The following is a 13,473-nucleotide window of genomic DNA, read 5'->3' as shown; positions in this document are numbered from 1 at the left end:
GACCTTGAAGAAGATATTACGATATACACTACGAATAGCAGGCGCCCTTATGTGCCTGCTATTGCTTGTATGGGCAGGCCTGTCCGTCTATGTACACTATAACAAGGCCCGCCTTCTGCAGAAGGCCACCGAAGAGGTGAAGGAACATTTCGGGGCCGATATTAGCATCGGGCAGCTGGACATATCCCTTTTCCGGCATTTTCCGTCCGTTGCTTTTCAGCTGTCCGACGTCTCGCTCAGGGACAGCCTCTGGTCCCGGCACCACCACGATCTTCTGAAGGTCAGCACCGTGTATGCCGATTGTCCGCTGCTCGGTAGCCTTTTCTCGGGCAAAGTCCGGATAAGTAAGGTCTCCCTCGAGCACGGCGTCGTCTATTTTTACAGAGACAGTACGGGCTATTCCAACACCTATGTGTTCAAGGACCGCAAACCTTCCCTGCGCGGCGGCAAGCCGGAGAACCCTCCCGATATCTCCCTTACCGATATTAGATGGGTGCAGGACCTCGGGGACAAAAACAAGCTCTTCGATCTGGATATTCACCGGCTTGTCTGCGATATGAACAAGGAGGGACGCGTGCTGCAGATGGGCATCGGCGCTGACATCACCGCAAATAGTTTTTCCTTCAACACATCAAAGGGCAGTTTTATCAAAGGCAGGAAGCTGGCGGGCCGGTTCCGGGTAAGTTACAACACGGCGAGTAAGATCGTTCAGTTTGCCGGGGCCACTATAAAGATCGACGGGCATCCCGTCAGTTTTACCGGCAGGTTCTTTCCAGCAGTCTCGCCGGACCCCTTCTTTCTGACGATCGAAGTGCCGGAGATCCCATGGCATGTTGCGTCTTCTCTTCTGACGCCTGGCATTCAGCAAAAACTGGATGAGTATGATATCGACAGGCCCGTCTCCGTATCTGTGCAGCTGGACGCGGGGAACGCCGACGACCCGCAGCCGCAGATCACGGTGAAGCTGAACCTCGACAAGGGTGGCGTACTGACACCGATAGGCCGGTTTACGGAGACTTCGTTCCGCGCGAGTTTCACCAACGAATGGATCCGCGGGCGCCGTCGGGGGGACGACAACTCCGCGATACGGCTACTGGGCTTCTCCGGTCATCTTGGCGACCTTCCGCTGCGATCGGATACCATGACTATTACCAATCTCAAATATCCCCGTCTTGCCAGCGATATCCACTCCCATTTTACGCTGGACCAGCTGAACGACCTGACCGGAAGCCAGGCGATGCGGTTCGTCGCCGGTCGCGGCGATCTCAATGTTTATTACAGAGGGCCGATGTCGGAGAACGATACGGCGGGCACAGTGGTAAATGGCTGGCTGGATATCGACTCGGCGGCAGTGACCTATGTCCCTTATCAATGGGAACTGACCGGCGGAAAGGGCCGGCTATTATTCAAAGACCAGGATATGCTGGTCAACCAGCTCGCGATCAACGCGGGAAAAACGAATATCCGCGTAAAGGGAATAGCGAAAAATCTTGTCGCACTGCTCGACCGGAATGCGGAGAATGTCAGTATGGACTGGAACCTGCAGATGGCGCATATGGATCTCGAGGATTTCAGCGTGCTGGCTGGTTCTACCGCGGCCTGGCGGCGGGTTTCGGCGGCAGGCTCAGGCCGATCGGCTGACTCGCACGGAAGTCTCTTCGGAGCAACTTTTACGCGTGTCGACAATCTGTTAAAAGAAGGAGTGGTACATGTCGCGATGGAAGCCTCCGATATCAGTTACCGGAAATTCTCCGGAGCCCACGCGAAGGGCGACCTGTTGTTCGACAATCAAGCGATCACGCTGAACCGGCTGATGATCGAGCAGGGCACCGGCGTCCTGCAGCTGAAGGCGATGCTGAAGCGCAATCCCGGCGGGACCACCAATCCGCTGACCCTCGAATCGCATTTGACGGGAGTCGATCTGCCCAGGCTGTTCAGCGACTTCAACAATTTCGGTCAGGAGGCGCTGATTTCCCGCAACCTGAAAGGCCGGCTGACGGCCGATTTGCGGCTGTCGGGCGCGCTCACGGGTAAGGCGAAGGTCGCGCCTAACAGCCTGAAGGGGACGATCGATTTTAGTCTCAAAGACGGCGAGCTGATCGACTTTGGGCCGATGGAAACGATACACGAAAAGGTGCTGAAGAAGCGGGACCTGTCGCAGATCCGTTTTGCCGAACTGAAGAACCAGCTCGACGTGGATTCCACGACGATCACTATTCACCGGATGGAGATCCAGTCCACAGCTTTTACTTTGTTTGCGGAGGGGACCTATGACCTGAAGACGGGACCCGATATGAGTCTGCAGGTGCCCCTGAGCAATCTGAAAAAGGACCGGAATCCCGATATTCCGCCGGACAGCAAAGGGAATGACAGCAGGGCCGGGATAAGTCTGCGGCTCCGCGCCCGCAACGGGGACGACGGGAAACTGAAGATCAGCTGGGACCCCTTTAAGAAGGCGTTGAAGAAGAAAAATCGGTAATTTTGCACCCATGCAATTTAAGCTCAACGCTCCTTATCTTCCCGCCGGCGATCAGCCATCGGCCATCGCACAACTGACGGAAGGCATTCTTCGGGGAGACCAATATCATACCTTACTGGGCGTTACGGGTTCGGGTAAAACCTTTACCATGGCCAACGTGATCCAGAACGTACAAAGGCCAACGCTCGTATTGACACATAACAAGACGCTGGTAGCGCAGCTCTACGGGGAATTCAAGCAGTTCTTTCCCGACAACGCCGTAGGATATTTCGTCTCCTACTATGACTATTATCAGCCCGAGGCCTACATGCCGGTCTCCAACACCTATATCGAAAAGGACCTCTCCATCAACGAAGAGCTCGAGAAATTAAGGCTGCAGGCCACAACCCAGCTGCTTAGCGGAAGACGGGACATCATCGTAGTCGCATCGGTCAGTTGTATCTACGGTATCGGTAACCCCGCCGAGTTCGAGAATGGTATCATCCGTCTTGAGCAGGGGCAGGTGATCTCGCGCCAGGGTTTCCTGCATTCGCTGGTCAACTCACTGTACAGAAGAAGCGAGGTGGAGTTTGCCCGCGGCAATTTCCGCGTGAAGGGAGATACGGTAGACATCAATCTTCCTTATGTGGACTATGGTTATCGGATCAGTTTCTTCGGCGACGAGATCGACTCCATCGAAAGTTTTGATATCGCTTCGGGCAAGAGGATCGGGCCCATGGACAACGCAGCCATCTTCCCGGCCAACCTGTACCTGGCGCCGAAGGATATCCTTCACCAGGTGATCTACGAGATCCAGGACGAACTGGCGGCACAGGTAGAATATTTCAAGAGTGTCGGAAAATATATCGAGGCGCAGCGACTCGCCGAACGCGTCAACTACGACGTGGAGATGATCCGCGAGCTGGGTTATTGCAATGGAGTAGAGAACTACTCCCGATTCTTCGACCGGCGTAATCCCGGGACCAGGCCTTTCTGTCTCCTCGACTATTTCCCGAAGGACTTCATGCTCATGCTGGACGAAAGTCATCAGACGGTGCCGCAGATCAGCGGGATGTACGGCGGCGACCGCAGCCGCAAGCTGGTGCTGGTGGACTATGGTTTCCGTCTGCCGAGCGCCCTGGACAACCGGCCGCTGAACTTTCATGAGTTCGAAGCGATGACGGGTCAGACCGTCTTTGTCAGTGCCACCCCCGGCGACTATGAACTGGAGAAGAGCGAGGGTGTGGTTGTCGAGCAGGTAGTGCGTCCTACCGGGTTGCTGGACCCTCCCATCGAAGTACGGCCAAGTGCAGGCCAGATCGACGACCTGCTGGACGAGATCGACAAGCGGGTGAAGAAGGGAGACCGCGTGCTGGTGACGACGCTGACCAAGCGGATGGCGGAAGAAATGGACAAGTACCTTCACCGGATCGACATCAAATCAAAATATATTCACAGCGAGGTGGACACCCTCGAAAGGGTGGAGATCCTTCGGCAGCTGAGGCTGGGCGATATCGACGTGCTGGTCGGCGTGAACTTGCTGAGAGAAGGCCTCGACCTCCCCGAAGTGTCGCTGGTAGCTATTCTCGACGCCGACAAGGAAGGGTTCCTGCGCAACGAGAAATCGCTGACGCAGACTGCAGGACGCGCCGCGCGAAATGTCGACGGCCTCGTCATCTTCTACGCCGACGTCATGACAGAGAGCATGCAGCGCACAATCGACGAGACCCAGCGCCGCCGCGAAAAACAGATGGCCTACAACCTCGAACACGGCATCATCCCGCAGACGGTGAAGAAGTCCAAGGAGCAGGTGTTCGCGCAGACCTCGGTGCTGGATATCAAAGGCTATAATCCCGGCGACGACTACGCCGTAGCGCCCGACGGCGAGCTGGTGACCGCGGCAGCCGAAGACCAAGAGGTCTACCAGACCATTCCCCAGGTGGAGAAAGCGATCACCCGGACCAAAAAGGATATGGAGAAAGCCGCGCGCGACCTCGATTTTATGGAGGCCGCCAGACTGAGGGACGAGATGTTTGGGTTGCAGAAGAGGTTGAAGGAGATGAAGGGTTAAAATTACCTAATTTTACTTCCTATGGAAAATACGGACAAAAGGGTATTCTTACTGGACGCATTCGCATTGATCTTTCGCGCCTACTATGCATTGATCAATAGTCCACGGATCACGTCAAAGGGCCGGAATACGAACGCGCAGTTTGGATTTACCAATGCTCTCGTCGACCTTATCAATAATCAGAAGCCCTCGCATATGGCGGTGTGTTTTGATACGCATGCGCCGACAGAGCGGCACACGGAGTTTGCCGACTACAAAGCGAACCGGCAGGAGGCGCCGGAGGACCTGCTGAGCGCGATGCCGGACATAAAGACTATCGTGGAGGGTTTTAATATCCCGATCATGGAGCTGGACGGCTATGAGGCCGACGACGTCATCGGCACGCTGAGCAAACAGGCTGCCGCAGCCGGCTACGAGGTCTATATGGTGACGCCGGATAAAGACTACGGTCAGCTGGTGTCGGATAAGATCAAAATATACAAGCCTCCTTATCAGGGTGGTCTCGCCGAGATACTGGGTCCCAAAGAGGTCTGCGAGAAATGGAATATTAAGGACGTAAGCCAGGTCATCGACATCCTTGGACTGATGGGAGATGCGGTGGACAATATACCGGGTATCAAGGGAGTAGGGGAAAAGACTGCGGCCAAGCTGCTGGCGGAATATGGTACGCTCGAGAATGTGGTAGCCAGCGCGGACAGCATCAAGGGCGCCCTTGGGGAAAAGATCCGCGGGGGGAAAGACCTGGCGATCCTGAGCAAGAAGCTGGCGACCATCATCACCGAGGTGCCGGTCGAATTCCACGAAGAGAATTTCAGGCTCAGGGATTGGAACAAAACCGCACTGAACGACATCTTCAATCAGCTGGAATTCAAGACCCTGGGCAAGCGCATTCTGGGTGACGGATTTGAAGGCGGGTACACCCCGCCGGAAGGCGTTCAGACCGATCTTTTCGGGAATGCCGTCAAGACAGCGGCTGCAAAAAGAAAAAGGCTCCGGCCGACAGACTGGAGGAAGGAAGCGCCCAGCTGGAAGCCGCCGTGGAAAGAGGGGAAGAGTCTGAAGGACCAAGGGAAGAAGGCGAAGGCGGCTCGTTTCCGCCGGGAGGAAAAACATTCATAATACGACGCATACCTATACCTCAGTAAGCGAAGAAAAGGCGCTCAACGGGCTCGTACAGCAGCTGCTGAAGCATAAAGAGATCTGTTTCGATACGGAAACGACGGGTCTGGACGCGAACAATGCCGAGCTCGTCGGAATGAGTTTTTCCATAACTCCCGGCGAGGCCTGGTATATCCCCTGTCCGGCGGACCAGGATGCCACAAAAAGCATCCTGAAGATTTTCGCACCGCTGTTCGAGGCTCCGGACATTGTCTGGATCGGGCAAAATCTGAAATACGATCTGCTGGTCCTCAGCTGGTACGGAGTGACGCTGAAGGGAGAGTTGTTCGATACCATGCTGGCGCACTATGTCATCGATCCTGAGGGCAAAAGGGGCATGGACCTGCTGAGCGCCAAATACCTTGGGTATGAGCCGGTACATATCGAAGAGCTCATCGGGAAAAAGGAAAGGGGCAGCTGAATATGCGGGACGTCGAGCTGGGGAAGATAACCGACTATGCCGCCGAGGACGCCGATATCACGCTGCAGCTGAAGCATTCGTTCTTCCCGCTGCTGAAAAAACAGGACGTGGAAAAGGTTTTCTATCAGGTGGAGAATCCGCTGGTGAAGGTCCTGACCGATATGGAATTCGAAGGGGTTAAAGCTGGACGTGGATTTTCTTCGCGAATATTCGAAGGAGCTGGAAAGGGAGGCGCGTCAGGCCGAAGAACGGGTCTACCAGCAGGCCGGGCTGCAGTTCAATCTCGCTTCGCCCAAGCAGTTGGGTGAAGTGCTGTTCGAGAAGATGCAGCTCGACCCCAAGGCAAAGAAGACAAAAACGGGACAATATGCTACGGGCGAGGACGTGCTGCTCAAGCTGGCCGTCAAACACCAGATCGTGGACGATATATTGGCTTTCCGCGAGCTGACCAAGCTGCGGTCGACCTATGTGGATGCGTTGCCGGAGATGATCAACCGTAAAACGGGCAGGGTACATACCAGCTATGCGCAGGCGGTGGCCGTGACTGGGCGGCTGAGCTCGAACAACCCCAACCTGCAGAATATTCCCATCCGGACCGAGCGGGGCCGGGAGATCCGCAAGGCATTTGTGCCGCGGAACGAGGAATTCCTGCTGCTGTCGGCGGACTATTCCCAGATCGAATTGCGTATTGTCGCCGCTATCAGCGGAGACCCCAATATGAGTGCCGCCTTCCGGGAAGGGAAGGATATCCATACGGCTACGGCAGCGAAGGTTTTTGGCGTGGAAGAGAAAGACGTTACCAAGGAGATGCGGTACAAGGCCAAGAGCGTGAATTTCGGGATCATTTATGGTCAGGGCGCCTTCGGGCTCGCGGACAATCTGGGGATCAGCCGTACAGAAGCCAGGGAAATCATTGATAACTACAAGAAACAGTTTGAGGGCATCCAGAAGTATATGGACGATACCATTAACTTCGCCAGGGAGAACGGGTATGTGGAGACACTGATGAGCCGTAAACGGTGGCTGCGGGACATCAACTCGGCCAATTTTACCGTCCGGGGGTTTGCCGAGCGAAATGCGATCAACTCTCCGATTCAGGGTAGCGCGGCGGATATGATCAAGCTGGCGATGATAAAAGTGCACGAGGAGTTCGGGAAGGCCGGGCTAAAGTCAAAAATGCTCCTGCAGGTGCATGACGAATTGGTTTTCGACGCACATAAAACTGAAATAGAGATAATTAAACCCATAATTATGCGTTGTATGCAGACGGCGCTGCCCCTGCCGCAGGACGTCCCGGCAATCGCCGAGATGGGGACGGGGGTCAACTGGCTCGAAGCGCATTAACCGGACGGAGTCCAGACATGATGGATGAGAGACAAAAAATTACATTTGATTAGAATTTTTCTGTCCTCCCATTAAAATTCCATGAATTTTAACAAGTTGTTTATAAACCCCATCAAACTTTAGCGTCCGAAAATAGTCAAACCTATGTTATAGGGGTTCAGTCCCTAAACACCGAATCATCGCAACGGCCGGTTCACGCCATTTGGCGGGTCCCGGTTCACGGATCGCGCGGTTCACGGACGGTTCACGGACGGTTCACGCGACATAGCCGCGGCCGAATGATCCAAAAAGCCGGTGCATTTGTATAAAACCTTGTTAACGATAAACAAACATAACGTATGAGAAGCATTCGCATTATGTTCTCAATGATCCTCGCAGTCCTCAGCCTGTCGGCTGTCGGAAGGGCGCAGGACGCTAGCCCCGCCCCTCAACAGCAGCAGCAACAGCAGGATTGGCCCCGCAGTTTTACAACGGACGACGGGACTGTGGTCAAAATATACCAGCCGCAGCCGGAGTCCTTCTCCGATAATATTCTCAAGTCCCGATGGGCGATCTCTGTCCTGCAGAACGGCAAGACAGACCCCGTTTTCGGCACATTCTGGTCGGTAGCCAACGTGGAAACGGATAAGGACGCCCGCAGGGTCATCATCCAGTCGGTCAGGGTGCCCAACGTGAAGTTCCCGGGCCAGAACGACGACAATTTCATCAGCAGCCTGAAGTCGGCGCTGGAGGCCAACCTCCCGGCAACAGCAGGAGACCTCTCCCTCGACGAGATCCTTTCTTCCCTCGACCAGAACCTCGAGCAGAAAAAGCTGTCCAAAGACCTCAATACCACCGCGCCCCGGATCATTTACACCGACCGGCAGTCGCTGCTGGTGATGATCGACGGCCAGCCCAAACTACAGAACAACAAGGACTGGGGCATGGACGTAGTCGTCAACTCTCCGTTCACGATCGTTAAGCCGGAGGACGGACGATTCTATCTCTATGGCGGGAAACGCTGGTATACGGCGCAGAGCGCTACCGGTCCCTACTCGGAAGCCGGTGGTAACGTTCCCCCCAGTCTAGGCCGGGTGAAGAACGCGATCGACAACGCCAACAGCAGCGACGCCGGCTATATCGACTCGACCGCCGCGCAGCAGGACAAGGTCGTTTCCAATATCATCGTGACCACCTCTCCCGCCGAGCTGATCCAGACGGACGGAAAACCGAGCATGTCGCCAATCACGGGCACCAGCCTCTCCTATGCGACGAACTCACCCAACGATCTCTTCCAGGATCAGGACGGAAAATATTATGTGCTCATCTCCGGTCGCTGGTATAGCTCGTCCTCGCTGACGGGTGGCTGGCACTATGTCGCTTCCAATTCATTGCCGGCTGATTTTGCAAAGATCCCCGAAGGCTCGCCGAAGGACAACGTACTGGCCAGCGTAGCCGGAACAGACGCCGCAAGGGAAGCCATCATGGACGCACAGATCCCTCAAACGGCAAAGGTAGACCGCAGTACGGCGTCGACGGACGTCAACTACAACGGCGATCCGCAGTTTGCCCCGCTGCAGGGTACGGATATGCAGTATGCGACGAACACGCCCAACTCGGTAATGCTCGACCACGGCATCTACTATACTGTCGATAACGGGGTCTGGTTCCAGTCTGCTAGCCCGAACGGCCCCTGGACGGTGTCTACCGAGCGTCCCGACGAAGTCGACAGGATCCCGCCGAGCTCTCCACTGTATAACACAAAATATGTCTACATCTATGACGTGACGCCCCAGTATGTATATATGGGCTATACGCCTGGTTATCTCAACACCTATATCTACGGTCCGACCGTCGTCTATGGAACAGGTTTCTACTATGATCCCTGGTTCAATGGTTACTATTACGCCCGCCCCTGGACCTGGGGTTTCGGCGTGGGCTATAACCCTGGGCTGGCTGGACGCTGGGCTATGGATTCGGGTTAGGCTGGTTCCATTTTGGCGTAGGCTTTGGCGGCGGCTACTGGCACGGCTGGGGCGGCGGCTGGTGGGGTCCCCGCGTCTATCGCCCCGCCTATGCATGGAACAGGTACCGCGTTGCGGGATTCTATGGCAATAACTACTACCGGAACAGAAATGTATACGTGAACAACTACCACAACAACGTCTACAGAAATACCCGTGGAGTGGTAACCCGGGACAACCACAGCTTTGGAATGCGCGGCTCCGTGGGAAGGCCAGTCAACGTTCAGGGCGGCCGCCCGTCTTACAACGGCAGCTCGAGACCTATCAACTCGCAGGGTGGAAGACCAGGCGGTTATTCGAGAGGCAGCAACAACGTTTTCTCCGATCGCAGCGGAAATGTATACCAGCGGAATCAGTCGACCAACCAGTGGCAGCAGCGTCAGTCCAACCAGTGGAGGCCGCTGAACAACAATCCTTCGGTTCAGCAGAACCTCAACCGCGAACAGCAGATGCGCGACCGCGGCCAAACCCGGGAGCAGAATTTCAACCAGGCGCGCAGCAATCCCGGCGGCGGTGGATTTAGCAGACCCAGCGGTGGCGGGTTTAGTCGTCCGAGCGGTGGCGGCGGCGGTTTCAGCCGTCCCAGTGGTGGCGGCGGCGGCGGTGGTTCGAGATCGTCCGGGGGCGGCGGGGGAGGAGGAAGTAGCCGCAGAGGCCATTGATCTGAAAGATCCACGATCTTAACCCAATCTTAAATAATTTTATTTCAACTTTGCCGGGAGCATGCCTGATGGTGTGTTTCCGGCAAAACATTTTAGGGGCTCCCGGCGGCCCGAAGGAAATTAAATTTATGAACCCGACCTTATATTATTGTTACGACGCCTACTGCGGATGGTGCTATGGTTTCAGCCCGGTCATAAGCCGCATCTTCGAAGAGTACCGGCAGCAGATAGCGTTCGAAGTGCTGTCCGGCGGAATGATCCTTCCGGAAAAACCGCAGCCCGTCAAGGTCATATCCGACTATATTCTCGGCGCTTATAAAACCGTAGAAGAACGTACGGGCATTCGTTTCGGCGAAGACTGGCTCTGGCATATGCGCAATCCCGACGAAAGCGACTGGTTCCCCAACTCGGAAAAGCCTGCCATCGCGATGTGCGTTTTCAAGGACTACCATGCGGAACTTGCCGTACCCTTCGCCGGCGAGCTTCAGTATGCACTGCACTATGAAGGGCGCGATCTTTGCGATGATGAAGCCTACCGGCATCTGATGATAAAATATGGGATACCGGAAAAAGAATTCTATGGAAAGCTGCATCACCCCGCATATAAGGAAAAAGCATATGATGAGTTTGCACTGGTGCGGCAACTAAAGGTCACCGGCTTTCCTACCGTATTTTTACAGGTAGCAGAATCGAAATTTTACCTGCTCACGCAGGGCTATACCGACTACCAAACCCTTAAGAACGGGATCACCCGGGTGCTGACAGACCTGGAGTTGCAGGGAAAATAATTGTCCGCAAATAGGCAATTAACGTTAACTTGCATGTCCCTTAAAAACGGCCCACGGGCCATGAATACTGAATTTAAACCAATATGGAATACAACAAAGTAATAGCCGTCACCGGATTGCCGGGACTATACGAATTGCTGAGCAGCAAATCTGACGGAGCCATCGTACGCGCACTGGATGACAAGACCACCCGTTTTGTATCCAGCCGTATCCACAATTTTTCACACCTGGAAAGTATCGAGGTTTATACGGTTCGCGATAATGTAAATCTGGTGGATATTCTCAAGGCGATGGAAGCCAGCTCTGAAAAGCTGCCCGACGACAAGGACAACGCCGCGCTGAAAAGCTATTTCGGCAAGGTCTATCCGGACCTCGACTTCGACCGCGTATACAGCAGCGACCTGAAGAAGATGGTAAAATGGTTTAGCGTATTAAAGGCAAACGATATAGAGATCAAGCTTTCTGAAGTGCCTGCGGAAGAAGAGGCAGAAACAGCCGAAGCAGAAGTAGAAGAAGCGCCCGCTCCGAAGAAGAAGGCCGCCGCGAAGGAAGAGAAGAACGAGACTGCGAAGAGCGAAGAGAAGCCCGCGAAGAAAGCAGCGAAGGCTGAAGTAAAGGCGGAAGAGGAAGAAAAGCCGAAGGCGAAGAAGAGCGCTGCAGCAAAGAGCGAAGAAAAGCCGGCTCCGAAGAAAAAGCGGAGAAAGCCGCCGAAGAGCCCGCTGCCGAAAAGCCAAAGAAGGCCCCGGCAAAAAGAAATAAACACCTGTTATGACACCTACAGCAGAATTGACGAAACCTGAACGGCATTTCCTGCCGGATGGATTTGTTCTGACCGATTGGAAAACGCTGGAGCCTTTTTCCAGGACTCGGACCAGCGCCCGCTGGAGACCAGAGCCGACCTGGAGAAATGGCTGCTGGACATGAGCGAGCTGGAAGCGGTAGTTAGCGAGGACGCCAGCTGGCGCCAGATCCGAATGACCTGTGACACGGAGAGCAAGGAGCTGGAAGAATCCTTCAACTATTTCTTCATGGAGATCCAGCCAAAGATCCAGCCCTATGCGGACCGTCTCAACAGAAGACTGGTGGAGAACCCCCATACGCAGGAGCTGGACCAGAAGGAGTATTTCACCTATCTGCGCAGCATTCGCAAGCGCATCGAATTGTTCCGTGAATCGAATATTCCGCTGATGGCCGAGGCCAGTGTAATGGGACAGCAGTTTGGTGTGATTTCAGGTAAAATGACCATAAAAGTCGGAGAACAGGAATATACCCTGCAGCAGGCGGCCAGGTTTCTCGAGAGCCCCGACAGACGGCTGCGGGAAGACGTATACCGGAAGGTCCAGGAGAGAAGACTGCAGGACAGGGATGCACTGAACGAGCTGTATACCAAATTGATCGGGATTCGCAACCAGATCGGATTGAACGCCGGATTTAAGAATTACAGGGACTATAAGTTCGAAGAGCTGGGACGGTTCGACTACACGAAGGAAGACTGTTTCCGTTTTCACGAGGCGGTCCGGGAATACGTGCTGCCGCTGGTGAAGCAGATCAATATGCGGAAGAAGGAAAAGCTGGGGCTGGAAAGTCTGCGTCCCCGGGACTCGGAAGCCGAACCGGAAGGGACGGAACCGCTGAGGCCGTTTACCAACGGCGAAGACCTGCTGACAAAAACGATCGCGTGCTTCGACGACCTGAATCGTTTTTTCGGAGACTGTCTGCGCACCATGCAAAAAATGGGACGCTTCGATCTGGAGAGCCGGAAAGGAAAGGCTCCGGGCGGTTACAATTGTCCGTTAGCGGAGACCGGCGCGCCCTTCATCTTTATGAACTCGTCGGGGCTGATGGGCGACCTGACGACGATGGTCCACGAAGGCGGCCACGCCATTCATTCTTTCCTGTCACACCCGCTGAAGCTAAGCTCGTTCAAGGATTACCCCATGGAGATCGCGGAAGTGGCGAGCATGTCGATGGAATTGTTTAGCATGGATCATTGGGAATTATTCTTTAAGGATAAAAACGATTTAGCACGCGCCTATGAGCACCAGCTCGAACGCGTTATCACCATTTTCCCTGGATCGCAACTATTGACAAATTTCAACATTGGGTATACGAAAACCCTGGTCACACGGTAGAGGAAAGAAAGCAGATGTGGCTGCAGATCCTGAATGAATTTTCTACCGAGTCCATCGACTGGAGCGGCCTTGAACAGTACAGGGAGTTTGGGTGGCAGAGACAGCTGCACCTGTTCGAGGTTCCATTCTACTACATCGAGTACGGCATCGCTCAATTAGGAGCCATCGGTCTTTGGATGCAGTATAAGAATAACAAAGAGAAGGCGTTAAGCAACTACATGAACGCACTCAGTCTCGGTGGCACGAAGACGCTGCCGGAATTGTATGCAGCTGCCGGATTGAAATTCGACTTCTCGAAAGAGCATATCAAACAGCTGATGGATTTTGTCAGTACAGAGTTGCAAAAAATTTGAAGAAAAAAAGTTCAAAAAATACCCGGAAAGTAGTACTTATACCTCTTGTTCGTATGCCTTTTTACGGCTATATTTGCAATAAG

12 protein-coding genes are annotated in these 13,473 nt (G+C 54.4%); all 12 read left to right on the top strand.

What is annotated here, in order from left to right:
* Window positions 1–4 precede the first annotated feature (4 nt).
* Window positions 5–2,479, top strand: a complete 2,475-nt coding sequence (locus ACQ86N_RS45160) for an AsmA-like C-terminal region-containing protein (RefSeq protein WP_431212783.1) — start codon at window positions 5–7, stop codon at window positions 2,477–2,479.
* A gap of 10 nt (window positions 2,480–2,489) precedes the next feature.
* Window positions 2,490–4,529 (top strand): excinuclease ABC subunit UvrB, encoded by a 2,040-nt coding sequence (gene uvrB, locus ACQ86N_RS45155; RefSeq protein WP_431212782.1) that lies wholly within the window; start codon window positions 2,490–2,492, stop codon window positions 4,527–4,529.
* A 21-nt stretch (window positions 4,530–4,550) separates the two neighbouring features.
* A complete protein-coding gene (locus ACQ86N_RS45150) occupies window positions 4,551–5,648 on the top strand; it encodes a 5'-3' exonuclease (RefSeq protein ID WP_431212781.1) in 1,098 nt (365 codons plus the stop codon).
* A complete protein-coding gene (locus ACQ86N_RS45145; RefSeq protein ID WP_431217858.1) occupies window positions 5,641–6,108 on the top strand; it encodes a hypothetical protein in 468 nt (155 codons plus the stop codon). Before ACQ86N_RS45150 ends, ACQ86N_RS45145 begins: the two co-directional genes overlap by 8 nt.
* 2 nt (window positions 6,109–6,110) lie before the next feature.
* Entirely contained in the window at window positions 6,111–6,416 is a 306-nt protein-coding gene (locus tag ACQ86N_RS45140; RefSeq protein WP_431212780.1) for a hypothetical protein, read from the top strand.
* Window positions 6,298–7,452, top strand: coding sequence for a DNA polymerase (locus ACQ86N_RS45135; RefSeq protein ID WP_431212779.1), 1,155 nt, complete (start codon window positions 6,298–6,300; stop codon window positions 7,450–7,452). The genes ACQ86N_RS45140 and ACQ86N_RS45135 overlap by 119 nt, the downstream gene beginning before the upstream one ends.
* A 338-nt stretch (window positions 7,453–7,790) precedes the next feature.
* A complete protein-coding gene (locus ACQ86N_RS45130) occupies window positions 7,791–9,416 on the top strand; it encodes a hypothetical protein (protein WP_431212778.1) in 1,626 nt (541 codons plus the stop codon).
* A gap of 158 nt (window positions 9,417–9,574) precedes the next feature.
* A complete protein-coding gene (locus tag ACQ86N_RS45125; protein ID WP_431212777.1) occupies window positions 9,575–10,117 on the top strand; it encodes a hypothetical protein in 543 nt (180 codons plus the stop codon).
* A gap of 128 nt (window positions 10,118–10,245) precedes the next feature.
* Entirely contained in the window at window positions 10,246–10,905 is a 660-nt protein-coding gene (locus ACQ86N_RS45120) for a DsbA family protein (protein WP_431212776.1), read from the top strand.
* Window positions 10,906–10,988: 83 nt separating this feature from the next.
* Window positions 10,989–11,705, top strand: a complete 717-nt coding sequence (locus tag ACQ86N_RS45115; RefSeq protein WP_431212775.1) for a DUF5606 family protein — start codon at window positions 10,989–10,991, stop codon at window positions 11,703–11,705.
* A gap of 36 nt (window positions 11,706–11,741) precedes the next feature.
* The gene (locus ACQ86N_RS45110; RefSeq protein WP_431212774.1) at window positions 11,742–13,037 is read left to right on the top strand and encodes a M3 family oligoendopeptidase; all 1,296 of its coding nucleotides are present in this window, start codon (window positions 11,742–11,744) and stop codon (window positions 13,035–13,037) included.
* Window positions 12,980–13,390 carry a M3 family metallopeptidase gene (locus ACQ86N_RS45105; protein ID WP_431217857.1) on the top strand — a complete coding sequence of 137 codons (411 nt, stop codon included), beginning with the start codon at window positions 12,980–12,982 and terminating at the stop codon, window positions 13,388–13,390. The genes ACQ86N_RS45110 and ACQ86N_RS45105 overlap by 58 nt, the downstream gene beginning before the upstream one ends.
* The last annotated feature ends 83 nt before the right edge of the window (window positions 13,391–13,473 follow it).

This window comes from Puia sp. P3 (assembly GCF_050632245.1).
Classification (GTDB): domain Bacteria; phylum Bacteroidota; class Bacteroidia; order Chitinophagales; family Chitinophagaceae; genus Puia.
This window is presented reverse-complemented; position numbering and strand designations above follow the sequence as displayed.

Coding starts and splice junctions, on each gene's coding strand:
- uvrB (WP_431212782.1), top strand. CDS start 2,490: ATGCAATTTAAGCTCAACGCTCCTTATCTTCCCGCCGGCGATCAGCCA.
- ACQ86N_RS45150 (WP_431212781.1), top strand. CDS start 4,551: ATGGAAAATACGGACAAAAGGGTATTCTTACTGGACGCATTCGCATTG.
- ACQ86N_RS45140 (WP_431212780.1), top strand. CDS start 6,111: ATGCGGGACGTCGAGCTGGGGAAGATAACCGACTATGCCGCCGAGGAC.
- ACQ86N_RS45130 (WP_431212778.1), top strand. CDS start 7,791: ATGAGAAGCATTCGCATTATGTTCTCAATGATCCTCGCAGTCCTCAGC.
- ACQ86N_RS45120 (WP_431212776.1), top strand. CDS start 10,246: ATGAACCCGACCTTATATTATTGTTACGACGCCTACTGCGGATGGTGC.
- ACQ86N_RS45115 (WP_431212775.1), top strand. CDS start 10,989: ATGGAATACAACAAAGTAATAGCCGTCACCGGATTGCCGGGACTATAC.